The sequence below is a fragment of the Burkholderia cepacia GG4 genome, assembly GCF_000292915.1.
In the GTDB taxonomy this organism is placed as follows: Bacteria; Pseudomonadota; Gammaproteobacteria; order Burkholderiales; family Burkholderiaceae; genus Burkholderia; species Burkholderia cepacia_D.
This window is the reverse complement of record NC_018514.1, coordinates 1,362,655-1,377,358: the sequence shown is the minus strand read 5'-3', so window position 1 is coordinate 1,377,358 and position 14,704 is coordinate 1,362,655. Positions and strand designations below refer to the sequence as shown.

The window sequence follows — 14,704 nt, the reverse complement described above, 5'->3', positions numbered from 1 at the left end:
CGTACGATTTTTCTTCGACCCGATTGCGCGGCACGGGAAAAAGACGGTCATCGTTCCCGGTTGCATGGATGAAGCGGTGTAAGAAGTACCTGCGCGCGAGCGTTCCGGCGCGGTACAGGCGCCGCTGCGGGTGAAGGGCCGCGCGCCTGCGTGATGCGGCTCGTTGCGCGCGCATCGAAACGGACCTGGCCGGATTCCGGCCGCCGCGGGGGGCGGCCGGGCAGCCTGGCCCGTGCGCTAGCCGCGCCGCGCGACGGGGTTGCCGGGTAGCGGAACGCCGGCGCGATAGACGACGGTCGCGAGCGCGGCGGCGACCGCGGCCTCGGCTACCAGCACGGCGGCGGCCGCGCCGAGTTCGGCGAAGTACTTCGCGAGCACGGGCACCAGCACGATGTTCAGGATGCCGGACGACATCAGGATCCGCGTGAATGCCGACTTCATCCCGAGCGGCAGCATGGTCTGCACGCCGAACAGGTCGGTCATGCCGGCCATGAACGGAATGAATGCCATCCAGCGCAGCACCTGGACCGTGGGCTCGTACGACGGGCCGTACAGGATGCGTACGGCGAGCGGTGCGCCGAAGAAGATCGCGAGCGAGATGCCGAGCACCATCGCGACCTGCACGACGAACAGCTTGCGCAGGAACGAGAACGCGTCGTTGCGCGCATGCCGCATCAGGTAGCTGATGCGCGGATAGGTGGCGGCCTTCAGCGGCTGCAACAGGCTGAGCGCCGCGCGGATCAGCTTGTCGCCGGCGGCGAAGTAGCCGGCCGCGACGTTGCCCGATACGAAGCCGAGCAGCACGGTGTTGGTCGACGCATAGAACGCGATCGACGTCGACGCGAGAAACACCTGCCAGCCGCCTTTCAGCGATTCGGCGATGTCGGCGACACCGACGCGCACGAAGTCGATTTCCCGATTGAAATACAGGTAGACGGCCAGCGCGATCGCGGACAGCGTCGGCACGGCGGCGTTGACGATCATCGCGCGGTCGATGTCCGCCGGGCTGTGCACGAGCGCGAACATCGCGGGCAGGCTCAGGATGCGGCCGATGAACAGGATCACGCTCAGTGCGCGCAGCTTCTCCATGCCCTGGAAGTACCAGCCCGGCGTGAACGCCACGCCGGCCACCATCCCGAAACCGATCAGCAGCAGGTCGCGGTCTTCGCCGAAGCGCTTGACCAGCAAGGTCAGCACGACCAGTACGCCGAAGCAGATCACCGCGATGCCGATCTGCGCGTACAGGGTTGCCCAGAAGATGCGCGAGCGTTCGGTGCGGTTGTCGCGGGCGAGCGCGATGCGCGGCGTCGCGGTCAGGTCGAAGCTGTAGCTCGTGCAGTTGGTGAGGTAGGCGATGACCGCGAGCGAGAACGCGAGCTGCCCGTAGCCTTCCGGCCCCAGTGCGTGCGTCAGCAACGGTGCGATCAGCAGCGGCACCGCGTACATCGAAATCTGCAACGTCAGCAGCAGCAGGAAGTTCTTCTTGAGGTTTGACATTCGCTCGGTCGGCGCCGTGGGTGTCGCATGGCGGCGGCGTGCGGGCCGCCGTGCGCTCGCGCGGCCGGTCGGCGCTGACCCGGCTGCGTGGGTTCGCGGCCCGTTCCGGCGGGCGCCGGTTGCGTCCGGCGATGCCGGGCACGGCCACATCGTATGGCGGCCATGATACGGACCGCGCGCGGCGCCTGTGTTCGCGAGCCTACCGTTCGCGGATTCCGTGCATGCGTGCGGCGCGAATCGCGACACGGCGCGCGTCGTTGTATCGCCGCAGTGACGAATGCATTTGTAAGCTGGCGCACGGAAGGACGCTCGGACCGAATGATCTAATCGAGCGCACTGTTCGGGTTCGGGCGGAAACGGGCTTGACGCAGGCTCGGGCCGGCGACTCTGAGCGGGGGCAGGAGAACGCATGGCGAAGGGCGAGCGGGCCGCGCAGGGGCGCGGCGGAAGTCCGTTGCCGGAAGGCCGTGCGTTCGTCGAGCAGTTGCATGATCGTGGCGTCGCCGATTCCGGTGGGGCCGCCGGGATGCGTGTCCGCATCCGATAACAAATACCGATCCGAGGAGTACCGATTGAAGCCGATAACGTTCGGCAGCTGCGTGGGGTGGCTGCACGAAGGACAGACGACACAAGGCGTGATCCTGTGCGAATCGCTCGGTCACGAGGCTTCGTGGACGCACAAGCTCATGCGGGCGATCGCGGAGCGGCTGGTCCGCGAGGGCATCACGGTACTGCGGTTCAACTATCCGTGCACCGGCGATTCGGCAGGCGACGATCGCGACGCCAATCGGCATGTCGCGTGCATCGCCAGCATTCACGACGCGATCGACCTGCTGCGCGACGAAGTCGGCATAACGGGACTCACGCTCGTCGGGATCCGGGCGGGCGCGCTGTTCGCGATGCTGGCCGCCGCGGGCATGGGGCCGCGCTCGTGGCCGCGCGTCGATGCGCTGGTGGCGCTGGCGCCGGTGGTGCGCGGCCGTGCCTACCTGCGCGAGCTGTCGTTCGTGCATCGCCAGTGGCTTGACACCACGTCGCCCGCGATCCGCATCGCGCATCGCGACGAACCGTGCATGAACGTGCTCGGGCATCGCTTTCCCGCCGATTTCGTCGATGCGCTGAAGGCGGTCGATCTCTGCGACGTCGTGCGCGATGCGCCGACCTTGCCGGGCGCGATGTTGCTGATCCAGCCCGACCCGGGCGACGGGCCGGCGTTGCGCGACGCGCTGCTCGCGCGCGGCGTGGAGGTGACGAGCGATCCGTTCCGAGAATGGCCGGCGACGATGCTGGACGGCACGCGTTCGCGCCTGCCGCTCGCGGCGATCGACACGCTCGCGAACTGGATCGTCGCGCGCGCGCCGCGTACGCCGGCTGGTGCCGAACCGCGGTTGCGGGTGGACCCGGCATGGAACGGCGAATCGGCCGTTGCGCTCGACATGGGCGACATGACCGAGCAGGTCGTCGCGGTCGGTCCGGACCGGCTGGTCGGCGTGCTGTGCCGTCCCGCCGATACGCGGCCGGCGAGTCCGGTCGGCACGGCGGTCGTGATCGCGAACACGTCGACCAATCCGCGCAGCGGCGAAGGGCGCTTCAGCGTGCGCCTCGCCCGCACGCTGGCGCGCGTCGGCGTGACGACGCTGCGGATCGACGTGCATGGCGTCGGCGATAGCGGGCCCGCCGCGCTGGACGACCAGTCGGGCGTCGTGTATTCGGCGCAGTCGAGCGACGACGTGGCGGCCGCCGCGGACTGGCTGCGCGCGCTCGGGCACCCGGAGGTGGTCGCGGCGGGCATCTGTTCCGGTGCGTACGCGGCGCTGCATGCGGCCGTGAAGACGCCGTCGCTCGGCGGCGTGATCGCGATCAATCTCGCGCGCTTCGTGTGGCCGGCCGGACTCACGCTCGAGGCGGTGCAGAGGCAGCGGAACAACTCGGTGCGCGGCTACTGGCTGTCGGTGCGCGACTGGCAGAAGTGGAAGCGGCTCATGCGGGAGCGCCGCGACCTGCGGCCGATCGTGCGCGCGGTGGCCGCGAACGTGATCGCGCGAGTCAGCGTGCCGGTCAAGAACGTCGCCGCGCGCGTCGGCTGGACGCCGCGCATCGACACGCCGCGCGGCGTGATGCACGAACTCGCGCAGCGCAACGTGTGGACGATGCTGGTGTACGGCGCACTCGATCCCGGCATCGACGACGTGCGGCGTCACTTCGGCGCGATCGAGCGCGCGTTCCGGTGCTCGCGTCACGTGCGGCTGCATCTGAAGCCGCAGGTCGACCATGCGGTGTACGGCACGGTCGGCACGGACATCGTGATCGGGCTGTGCATGCAGGCGCTGGGTCGCGACTCGGCCTGGCCGGTCGCGCGCGTCGCCGATCCGGCCACGCCCGACCCGGCCGCGCGATCGTACGCGAAGGTGTCGGTCGGTCGGTCGTGACAGGGGCCGTGTCGCGCGCGCTGGCGCGTCTGGGTGCGGTCCCCGTTTCATATGAAGATCGGCGTTCGGTGGGGTCGCTCACAGACGCGCCGATCGGCGTGGTGTCCAATCCCGTATCGGCGCGTGCACGGTCATGCCGGGGCATGACCGGCCGCACCGTGTCAGTCCGGATCGCCCGGCTGCGCATAGGGCGACTTCGCGTACGGCGACGTGTACAGCATGCCGGCATGCCAAAGGTCGTCCGTGGAGGCATTGGCCACTTGCGGGCGGTGCGGCCGGCTCGGCACGAGCGGCCGGCGCAGCGTGCCTCGGGCGCGCGATTCGAGTGACTCGGGTGATGCGGCGGTGCTCGCGGCGGGCAACGCAGCGGAAGGTGCCGCGACTTCGGATGCAGCCGCGGCTGGCTCCGCGGCCGCACTGGCCACGGCGGTCTGCGCAGAACGTTGGAGCGGCATCGGTGCGAGCGGCGTCGACGACGCGAAGACCGGCGCGCCGGCCGGCGTGGCGGGCCACGTCTGCGCAGCGGCGGCGCCGGCAAGGCCGGCCGACACGATGCAGACGAGCGACGAAAGCGACAAAGGGCAGTTCATGACGAATCGTACGGAGTGACGTGCGGTGAAGAGGGAGGCGCGGCACCGCAATGCGAGCCGCGCCGGCAAGCGTAATGCCGGAATCCGCCGCGTTCGGCGGGTTACCGCACAGTTTCGGAAGGGCACCATGGCAATCACCACGCAACAGGAATCGACGGTCGGGACGCTGCAGCCACGCACGGCCGGCACCGGTCGCGCGCCGTGGCTGTCGCGCATGGCGATCGTGGCGGCCGCGTGCGCGTTGAGCGCATGTGCGCTGTCGCCGGGCATGTCGTACCGGGCGCCGGCCGACCGCGATGCGAATGCGCGCGTGAGCGCCGACGCATCGGGATCGGGCGGCCTCGACGGCGTGCAGAACGTGTCGAGCCAGGATCTGATCGAAATCACGCCGGCGTTCGTCGCGCAGCAGCATGCGGGCCAGCCGGCCAATGTCGACGCGGAACTCCGCCAGTTGTTCGGCAAGCCGAAGCCGTACGCGATCGGCCCCGGCGACGTGCTCGGCATCGTCGTCTGGGATCACCCCGAACTGAACCTGCCGACGACGCAGACGACGGGCGGCGGCGACGGCGTCGGGGCCAGCTCGGTCGCGACGGGCTACACGGTCGACGCGAACGGCAACGTGCAGTTCGCGTATGCGGGCCTCGTGCAGGTGGCGGGGTTGACCGAGGCGCAGGCGCGCGCGCTGCTGACGAAGCGGCTCGGCGAATACGTGCGCAAGCCGCAGATCGCGCTGCGCGTGCAGACCTACCGCAGCAAGCGCGTCTATCTCGACGGCGAGGTGCGCACGCCGGGTCTGCAGATCGTCAACGACATGCCGATGACGCTGCCCGAGGCGATCGACCGCGCGGGCGGTTTCACCACGACGGCCGACCGTTCTCAGGTAGCGGTGACGCGCGGCGACAAGACCGTGAACGTGAGCCTGCCCGCGCTGATCGCCGCGGGCGTGAACCCGTCGAACATCCTGCTGCGCGACGGCGATCTCGTGCGTGTGCGCGCGGCGAGCGACGCGAAGGTGTTCGTGCTCGGCGAGGTTTCGCGGCCGGCGACGCTGACGCTGACCGATGGCCGGATGAGCCTCGGCGAAGCGCTCGGCGACACGGGCGGCGTGAGCCAGTACACGTCGGACGCGCGCCAGGTGTTCGTCGTGCGCCGCGGCCCGGACAACCGTCCGCGGGTGTACCACCTCGACGGCAGCTCGCCCGCGTCGTTCGCGCTGGCCGACCAGTTCCCGCTCGAGCGGCGCGACGTCGTGTTCGTCGATGCGTCGTCGCTGGTGCGCTGGAGCCGCGTCGTCAACCTGCTGATTCCATCGTCCGCGCAGGGTGCGTTGACGGCGAAGGCCATTTCGCCGTGACCCTGATGCCGGATTTCGTGACCGCGACCGCGCGTCGCGCCCTACGGGACTGATGCCGTATGACTTCTTCGACCCTGCCTGACCCGCACGACGCGCGTGCCCTGCGGCCGTCCTATCCGGTGCGCCGCTACTGGGGCATGCTGTACGGTGGAAGGCGCCTGATTCTTTGCACGGCGCTCGCGGGTGCGCTCGCCGGCGCCGTGTATGCGCTGTGCGCGGCCCCCGTCTACCGGACCGACATCCTGTTCCAGGTCGAGCAGAGTCCGACCGATTCGAAGCCGACGTCGCCGCCCGGCGATCCGTCGTCGGTGTTCGACCTGAAGACGGACGCATCGACCGAGATCGAGGTGCTGAAGTCACGCGCGGTGCTGGACCGCGCGATCGACAACACCAATCTCGCTGTCGACGCGCGGCCGCATTACCTGCCGCTGATCGGCTGGCGCTTCGTGAAAGCGGCCGACGGGTTGTCGTCGCCGCTGCCGGGTGGCTACGTGTACGGCGCCGAGCGCATCGACGTGCCGACCTTCGACGTGCCGAAGCGCCTGCTCGGCAAGCGCTTCGCGCTGACCGTCGGCGACGACGGCGCCTATACGCTGCAGCGCACGGGCCTGCTCGGCCGCAGCGGTCCGCCCTGGCAGGGCCGCATCGGCCAGCCGCTGCACGTCGAGACGCCGCAGGGGCCGCTCGACCTGTTCGTGCGCGGCGTGGCCGGCCAGCCCGGCGCACGCTTCGACCTGACGCGCTACAGCGACGAGGAGGCGACCGTCTGGCTGCAGAAGAACGCGCTGATCTCCGAGCGAGGCAAGCAGTCGAACATGATCGGCGTGACGCTCGACGGCATCGATCCGGTGCACGACAGCCGCGTGTTGAACGCGATCGGCGACGCGTACCTGGCGCAGAACACGCAGCGCAAGTCCGAGGCAGCCGACAAGCTGATCCGCTTCATGGATACCCAGCTGCCGCAGCTGAGGGCGCAACTCGAAAAGGCGGAAAACCGCTTCAACGCGTTCCGTGCGTCGCACGGCACGGTCAATACGAGCGACGAGGCGCTGGCGTTGCGCCAGCAGTCGGTCGACATCGAGACGCGCGTGCAGACGCTGCAGCAGCGGCGCGAGGAGTTGCTGACGCGCTTCATGCCGAAGCATCCGGCCGTGGTGGCCGTCGACGCGCAGCTCGCCGACGCGCAGCGTTCGCTCGACTCGACGCGCAAGCAGATCCAGCAGTTGCCGACCGTCGAGCAAGGCGTGCTGCAGCTGCAGCGCGATGTGGCCGTCGATACCGCGCTGTACACGAACCTGCTGAACACGCGCCAGCAGATGATCCTCGCGCGGGCCAGCAAGACCGGCACCGTGCGGATCGTCGATACGGCGAAGGTCGCCGAGCAGCCGATCGGCCCGCACCGCGGGGTTGCGGTGATCGGCCTGCTGCTGATCGGGCTGCTGGCCGGCGTCGCCACCGTAATCGTCCGGCAGCGGGTTGCCGGCACGATCGGCGACGCCGAGCAAATCGAATGGACGACCGGGCTGCCCGTGTTCGCGACGGTGCCGCACAGCCCGGTCGCGGCACAAGCCGAGCCGCGCGCGAAAGCCGGGCGGCCCGACACGCGCAGGCCGATGCCGCCGGTCGCCGCGCAGGACGCCGCGCTCGAGAGCCTGCGCAATTTCCGCGCGGCACTGCAGCTGTCGATGCCGGACGCGTCGAACCCCGTCGTGCTGATCTCCGGGCCGACGACGGGCGTCGGCAAGTCGTTCGTCGCAGCGAATATCGCGTCGCTCGTCGGCGCCGCGAAACGGCGGGTCCTGCTGATCGATGCCGACCTGCGCAAGGGTTCGCTGCACAAGCGGTTCCGCTACAGCCGCGCGCCGGGCCTGTCGGACGTGGTGGCGGGCACCCACGGGCTTGCCGAGGCGATCAAGCGCGGCGTTGCGCCGGGGCTCGATTTCATCGCGATGGGCAGCGTCGTGCCCGATCCGGGCGAACTGCTGCTGCAGCCCGCGCTCGCCGAACTGATCGAGCAGGTCGCGGCGCGCTACGACATGGTCGTGATCGACGGCCCGCCGTTGCTGCCGGTGGCCGATGCGCTGGTGCTCGGGCGCCTGGCGGCAACCGTGTTCCTCGTCGCGCGCAGCGGCGTGACGACGCTGGCGGAACTCGACGAAAGCGCGCGCCGGCTCGAACACGCGCACATCGAGGTGCGCGGCGTGATCCTGAACGACTACCAGGGCGCGCCGGGGCGGTACGACTACGGCTATACCGATGCGAACACGCATCAGGCTGCCTCCGGGTATACGGGGGGGATGGCGCCTCGGCAACGGGTGGAACGCGCGTCATGAAGCGAACAGCGGGCGGCGCCGGGCCCGGGCCGCGGCCGCGCCAGGCGACGGTGCGCGGGATGGGGCGCATGCGCGGTGTCGCGGGCGGTTACGCGGGCTACTGGTGGGAGGACCCGGCACGCCTCGTGCCGATGTTCATCCTGCCGTTGTACGGGATGCTGTCGCTCGGCCTGGTGGGTGGCCAGAAGTCGATTGCGCGGATCTATTTCGACGGGTACTACGCGTTCGCCGGCGCGCTGTTCCTGATGGTGGTGATGGCGGCGGCCTGGCTCGCGACCACCGAAGCGCGCACGCGGCGGGAGCCGCCGGAAAGCCCGGTCGAGGTGCCGCCGCGCGTGCTCGATTTCCTGTTCACGCTTGCGCTGTTCGGCAACCTCGTGATGATGAGCGGGATCATCGCGCATCCGGTGCTGTTGCTCGAGTTCCTGCATGGCCAGGCCAACGCGTACGACATGCTCGAGCAGATCGGCCGCGTCACCGGCTTGAGTTCGTTCACGCAGGCCACCGCGCCGTTCGTCGCGCTCTACTTCTACGTGTTCAGGACGCCGGTGAAGGGCCTGAACCGCTACAAGGTCTACATGGCCGTGCTCGCGGTGCTGACGCTGCTGCGCAGCTTCCTCTTCGCGGAGCGGCTCGCGTTGATCGAGATGGTGATGCCGCTCGCCCTCATGGTCGTGCGGTTCCGGCTGCGCGGTCGGTATGGGTGGCTGCTGACGCTCGGGCCGTACGCGGCGATCCCGCTGTTGTTCGGGCTGTTTATCGCGAACGAGTACAACCGCTCGTGGGAAGCCTATTACGTCAACGTCTACGACAACATCTTCGACTTCGCGCTCGAACGGCTCGGCCTCTACTATTCGACGTCACTGAACAACGGCGCCGGGATGCTGGCCGTGCTCGGCTGGGGCCAGGGCCATCCGATGTTCACGTTCGACTGGCTGATGCGGTTTCCGGTGATCGGTGCGACGTTCCAGCCGTGGTTCGATTCAAGCGACAGTTTCAACCTGTTTCTGAACAGCTATGCGGACCCGGAATTCAACAATCCGTCGGGCATCTTCGTGCACTTCTACGAGTGGGGCTGGTTCGGGTTGTTCAACGCGGCCGTGCTGGGCTGGCTGCTTGGCCGCAGCTATGCGGGCTGGCGCAGCGGAAACGGGTTCTGGTGCTGCGCGCACGCGGTGCTCTACGTGTCGCTGATGGAGATCATGCGCACGCCGAACCTGTTCAGCGGACGCAACTTCCTGCCGATCGTGCTACCGATCATCGTGTTCCAGTGGTTCGCGACGCGCCCGGCAAGCACGGCGCCGTCCGCCGACCGGCCGCGTCCGGCCGCCGGACGTGCGCGGTAGGAACGAGGGCGTGCAACGGCGGGGCTGCCCGACCGACCTTCGACCGACCTCGGCTGACCATGAAACTCACGCGGTGCGTGTTCGCACTGCCGTGGCGCGCCCAGGCCAGGACGGGAAACCCGCCATGCGCGCGAGCCCCGACCGCAACGTGACCCGATAGACGACCATCGGGATCGCGACGCCCGCCAGCGTGCCGAGCACGAGGTGTGCCGCGAGACTGGTGATGCCGACACGCGTCAGCACGATGCGCACGGCAGCCATCGCGAAGATGTGGGTCAGGTAGATCGGCATCGATGCGCAACCGATCGCGGCGAGCCACGCCGCGCGTGCCGGCTGTGACGCGTACCGGTGCGCGAGTTGCAGCGCCAGCGCGATACCGGCGAACGCGGCGGGAAGCGCCCAGACACTCGTCGCGCTACCGAAGCCATGAGCGAACACGACCGCGGCGACGAACGCCGTGGCCGTTGTGGCCAATGCGGTCGGTCCGCTGTTGCGTGCGAGCCAGGCGGGCAACGGCTGCGACGCAATGACGCCGGCCACGAAGAACGGTCCGTTCATCAGCGTGATCGACAGGATGCCAAACTGTGTCACCGAACCGAGCACCAGGCCGAGCGCCGCGCCTCCGGCGAGCCAGGCGCGCGCGCGCGCCGGCATCGGCACATGCGTCGCGTCAGGCATGGCCGTCGCGAATGCGCGGATGCCGAGCATGCAGAGCATCAGTGCATAGAGGAACCAGAACTGCGCGAACGGCCGCCAGCCGATTGCCAGCAAGTCGTTCAGCGTAAACGGATGATTGGTGCCGTGAGACGCCATCGCGATCTGCACGGCGCCCTGCACGATCGACCACAGCAGGTACGGATACACGATCGTCCGCACCTTCGACCACAAGTACCCGTGTGGCGCGCGCCGCAGCGAACTGCAGACGTGCAGGCCGGACAGAAAGAAGAACAACGGCATGTGGAACGTATAGATCACGTAGTCGCTCCACGCGAGCGCGGTATCGGCCGCGCCTGCCGGCACGAGGTCGGCAGAAACGACTCCGCGCAGCACATGCCCGTAGACGACAAGAATGATTCCCGCGCCGCGGGCGACATCGAGGCTGGTTTCGCGTGCAGTCATGACGAAGGGGCGGCGGGCCCGTCAGGAGCCGCACCGCCGAGATAGGGACAGTCGTTCCACTCTATGGAGGGCCGACGCGCAAGACAGTGCGGTGGGGGACAGTTGGCCGCCGGACCGCGCGACGCGATGCGCTACAGCGCGTCGAATATTTCCGTCATCAGTTGCGCGCTTCTGCTCCAGCGAAACTTCTCCGCGTGCACGCTTCCCTTGCGTTTGAGCTCGGCCCTGAGCTCGGCCGAGTCCAGCATGGTCCGCAATTTCTGCGCGATGTCGTCCTGCGAATACGGATCGCAGTACAGCGCGGCATCGGCACAGACTTCCGGCAGTGCCGCGGACTTCCCGACCACCGTCGGGCAGCCATATCGCATCGCCTCGAGCGGCGGGATGCCGAAGCCTTCGTAGATCGACGGGTAAAGGAAGCACGCGGCGTTCTGGTACAGCGCCTTCAATTGCTCGTCGCTGATATAGCCGACGTACTTGACGTTCGGTTCCGCTGCCGACATGGGGGCCTGCTTGCCGAACACGGTGGTGTTCCGCATCCCGACGATGACGAGGTCGACCGACGGATCGTCGATCTGCCGAAACGCGGCGATCAGTCGTCCGAAGTTCTTGGTCGGGTTCATGCTGCTGACGGCGAGCACGAATCGATCCGGCGTCAGCGCATGTTCGTCGAGCACGCTCGCGTCCGGTTCCAGCGCGTCGAGATGATCCGCACCGAGCGGCACGACGCTGATTTTTTCCCGGGACACGCCGCAGTGGTGCGCGAGGCGATCCCGCGAGAAGCAGGAATTGGTCAGCACGCAAACGGAGGTTCGTGCCAGGATCCAGAACATGATCCGATACCAGACCCGAAACGGCCGGGAGAAGTGGGCGGGCGTATCGAACACGGCCGCGTCGTGCATGTAGACGATCTGGCTGCCGATGAAAATGGACGCGGTATTGCTGAGGTTGACGATGCGGCCGCGCCGGGCGAACAGCGGGAGCACCAGCTGCTCCCAGATCACGCCCTTGTAGAAACCGACCTTGACCGTCGTCGCGCCGCTCACCGCAACGCCGGGCTGCGGCGGCACGAGGACGGTCACCGGATCGTGAGGCCGGCACTTGATCAGCGCGGCGATCAGCTCGCGCGCGACGCGTTGCACGCCGGTCGTTTTCTGGGTGGTGAACCGGCCGTTGTATACGAGTTTTTTCGGCTTTTTGAACACTGGCATGTCAATGATCGAGTATCGGGGTGTCGGAATCAGGCCTTGACGTGATCCGCGGTTGCGGGCTCGAAGTCGAGCGCGTCGGCGCGCGGATCGTCGGTATCCAGGCCGTAAAGGGCGTGCCATTGCCGGAAGATCGCGTTCATCGAGAACCGCTGAAGGGCCAGTTGCCGGGCCGCCGCGCCCATTTGCTCCCGAAGCGGCCGATCGTCGCGCAGCAGGGTCAGGTAGCCGGCCATCTCGTCGGCACTCGACGCGACGTATCCGGTCACGCCGTGAATCACTACGTCGCGGTTGCCGACGACATCCGTCACCACGGCGGGTATGCCGGCAACCTGCGCTTCGATCAGCGCGACCGGCATGCCTTCCCAGCGAGAGGTCTGGACGTAGATGTCCAGTTCCGACGTGAGCGTCAGCGCACGTGCGCGTGTCACCCAGCCGCTGCAGACGATGGCCTGACGCTGGCGGGGATCGAGGATCTCGGCGGGGTTGCCGCCGATCCACACGAATTCGATGTCGGCGCCATGGAGCTTGTCGGCCAGCCGCACGAACGCTTCATGGTTCTTCTGGAACGACGCCCGGGCGCTCATCCCGATCACGACCTTGCGATCGTCACGCGTTCGACGGGGCGGGATCTCGGCCACATGAACGCCGTTTTCCACCAGTACCGCCGATCTCGCCCGGACCTTGCCGTTGATCTCGCCGAGTTCGCTGCGCGAGCACGCTACGATGGTTCCTCCGATGCGCGCCGCGATTCGCTCGAAGATCAGGTAGGCGAACTGCTTCATGCGCGATACGTCGCAGCGGAGGAACGACAACCCGTGCGGCGAGTAGAGAACGGTTGCGTTCGGGGCGGCGATCCGCGCGGCGATCCGTCCCAGTACACCCGCCTTCGACGAATGCAGGTGAATCGCGGTCGGTGCGCAGTCGCGCAGGTGCCTGACCAGCGCGAGCAGGCTCCGAAAGTCCTGTTTGACGCTGACCTCGCGAACCATGTCGACGTAGACGAGTTTCACGTCGGGCCGGAACAGCGTCGAAAAACCGGTCGGGGTTTCCGGCCGGATCGAGTGCAGGACCGTCACGTCGACGCCGGTTGCCGCAGCGTGGTTGGCGAGCGGGGTCAGCATCGAAAGCACGCCGCCGCCAAACGCTTCGGCAATATGAACGATCTTTTCCGTGGTCATCATTGGGTCTATCGATTCGATCGCGCCTGTCATCGCCCATCGTGACGATGGGTAGCGGGCGAATCGGGTGGTCGCGACATCCGGTTCATTGAGCTATGCACTCCTAATTGATGAATGAATGCCGGTCGTGACCATTGGATCCCCGCTGTCATGGTCGCGCGTGCGATCCGGCTAGGCAGCCGGTTTGTCGCCGTCGGTGCGATATCGGGTCGACTCTGCAAGAGGCGAAGAACGCGATGCAGCGACCGGAATCGACGCCGCGCGCTACGTGCCGGTTCGACGCTACCGAACCTCAGATGCCGGCGTCCGACCACGACGACTGGAGACCTGGCAACTGCGAAGTCTTGTCAGTGCGCGTGAATCCACTGGTCCGGATCATTGTGCAGCGCCCGCCCGATCCACTGGGTGCGATGGCTTACCGAAGCCGCCGGAAGTCCCGGCGCGACCGGCTATCGAGCGCCGGCTCGCTGTGCGGCTGACTTGCGCATGCGCGCGAGCGGATTGGAGAGATAGCGAATCGCGTGGTTGCTGAGCGTCGACGAGGGCAGCAGGCATGCGAGCGACAGCGCGGCAACGGCCACTTTCTTGGCAGGACGCCAGAACGGATTGCGCAGCACGGTATGCCAGTAGCGTCCGGATTCGTACAGGAACCAGCGCCAGCGCCGTGCGAGCGGCGCGTGATACAGCGTGCTTGCGAAGCGGGCCTTCTCGATCGCGAAGTCGAGCGGCGCGATCGGCAGCGCTTCGTGCAGTCGCGTGCCGGCCAGCATGCGCAGTATCGACCAGCGGCGTTCGGCCTTAAGCGCGCCCGTGGCCGCGTCTTCCGAATTGGTGAGCGCGAGGGCCGGCGCGTTGCCGGCCGAGTCGTCGGCCTCTTTCGCATCCAACTGCTGATGCACGCGATAGCCGCCGAGCGTTGCGTCGATCATGTGCACGGCGCCGAGCAACGCGATCCCGTAGATCGCATAGAAATCGGCACCATGCAGGTTGTCCGGCGTGACGGGCACCGGAAAGATGCGTTTGAGCGCGTCGACCCGATACGCGTTGCCCGATGCGGGCGGAGACGGGTACAGCCAGCCCGCGCGCAACAGCCAGCCGCAATCGGTGTCGACGGCCGACTGCGGCACGCTCGCGCCGGTCAACGCACCGTCCCGCGCGATCACGTCGAGCCGGAAATGGACCTTCACGAAGTCGCCGGACGCGAACGCGGCCAGCACGCGGGCCGCGGCGTCGGCATAGAGCAGGTCGTCCGCGTCGAGCAGGATCACGTAGCGCGTCGCGACATGCTCGAGCGCGCGGTTGTACGCGGCGACCTGGCCGCGATTTTCCTGGAACACCGCCGTCACGCGCTCGCCGTACGAGCGAATGATGTCGCGCGAATCGTCGGTGGAACCGTCGTCGACGATCAGGACCCGCACGCCGTTCGCACGCTGCGCGAGCGCCGATTCGATCGCGTCGCGCAGGTACTCGCCGTGGTTGTAGTTGCAGATTGCGATGGTCAGGTCGGTCATGAACGGGGGCTGGACGAGCGAAGAGCGGGCGATCCGGAGGACCGGCGTCGCGTGTGGTGCGCCGGCCGGTGCGATACACGTCGGCCCGCGGCACTGGACAGGGCGCCGCCGCTGGCTTGCGCCGCTGCCGGAGCAC

Annotated in this window: 11 protein-coding genes; 5 read left to right on the top strand and 6 right to left on the bottom strand. The window is 67.9% G+C overall.

Features of this window, described 5'->3' with window-relative positions:
* Positions 1–237: 237 nt before the first annotated feature.
* Positions 238–1,497, bottom strand: coding sequence for an oligosaccharide flippase family protein (locus GEM_RS21900; RefSeq protein WP_014899582.1), 1,260 nt, complete (start codon positions 1,495–1,497; stop codon positions 238–240).
* Between the two features lie 409 nt (positions 1,498–1,906).
* Between GEM_RS21900 and GEM_RS31940 the strand changes: the two genes are divergently transcribed.
* A complete protein-coding gene (locus GEM_RS31940) occupies positions 1,907–2,044 on the top strand; it encodes a hypothetical protein (RefSeq protein WP_014899581.1) in 138 nt (45 codons plus the stop codon).
* 25 nt (positions 2,045–2,069) lie between these two features.
* Entirely contained in the window at positions 2,070–3,926 is a 1,857-nt protein-coding gene (locus tag GEM_RS21895; RefSeq protein WP_014899580.1) for a serine aminopeptidase domain-containing protein, read from the top strand.
* Between the two features lie 161 nt (positions 3,927–4,087).
* On the opposite strand, the gene GEM_RS21890 is transcribed toward GEM_RS21895, so the two are convergent.
* Entirely contained in the window at positions 4,088–4,516 is a 429-nt protein-coding gene (locus GEM_RS21890) for a hypothetical protein (RefSeq protein WP_014899579.1), read from the bottom strand.
* A 127-nt stretch (positions 4,517–4,643) separates the two neighbouring features.
* On the opposite strand from GEM_RS21890, the gene GEM_RS21885 reads away from it, so the two are divergent.
* Genes GEM_RS21885 through GEM_RS21875 form a run of 3 tightly spaced genes read left to right on the top strand, consistent with a single transcriptional unit; the run spans position 4,644 to position 9,549 of the window.
* A complete protein-coding gene (locus tag GEM_RS21885) occupies positions 4,644–5,870 on the top strand; it encodes a polysaccharide biosynthesis/export family protein (RefSeq protein WP_014899578.1) in 1,227 nt (408 codons plus the stop codon).
* 59 nt (positions 5,871–5,929) lie between these two features.
* A complete protein-coding gene (locus GEM_RS21880; RefSeq protein WP_014899577.1) occupies positions 5,930–8,203 on the top strand; it encodes a polysaccharide biosynthesis tyrosine autokinase in 2,274 nt (757 codons plus the stop codon).
* Positions 8,200–9,549 (top strand): oligosaccharide repeat unit polymerase, encoded by a 1,350-nt coding sequence (locus tag GEM_RS21875; RefSeq protein WP_014899576.1) that lies wholly within the window; start codon positions 8,200–8,202, stop codon positions 9,547–9,549. The genes GEM_RS21880 and GEM_RS21875 overlap by 4 nt, the downstream gene beginning before the upstream one ends.
* 66 nt (positions 9,550–9,615) lie before the next feature.
* Here GEM_RS21875 and GEM_RS21870 read toward each other — a convergent pair whose 3' ends face one another.
* The 4 genes from GEM_RS21870 to GEM_RS21855 all read right to left on the bottom strand — a co-directional run bounded on the left by GEM_RS21870 (position 9,616) and on the right by GEM_RS21855 (position 14,568).
* Positions 9,616–10,668, bottom strand: coding sequence for an acyltransferase family protein (locus GEM_RS21870; protein ID WP_014899575.1), 1,053 nt, complete (start codon positions 10,666–10,668; stop codon positions 9,616–9,618).
* 131 nt (positions 10,669–10,799) lie between these two features.
* On the bottom strand, positions 10,800–11,879 hold the full coding sequence (locus GEM_RS21865; RefSeq protein ID WP_014899574.1) for a glycosyltransferase family 4 protein: 1,080 nt from the start codon (positions 11,877–11,879) through the stop codon (positions 10,800–10,802).
* A 29-nt stretch (positions 11,880–11,908) separates the two neighbouring features.
* Positions 11,909–13,057: a glycosyltransferase gene (locus GEM_RS21860; RefSeq protein WP_041490970.1), complete on the bottom strand. Its 1,149-nt coding sequence runs from the start codon at positions 13,055–13,057 to the stop codon at positions 11,909–11,911.
* 449 nt (positions 13,058–13,506) lie between these two features.
* A complete protein-coding gene (locus GEM_RS21855) occupies positions 13,507–14,568 on the bottom strand; it encodes a glycosyltransferase family 2 protein (protein WP_014899572.1) in 1,062 nt (353 codons plus the stop codon).
* Positions 14,569–14,704: the final 136 nt, after the last annotated feature.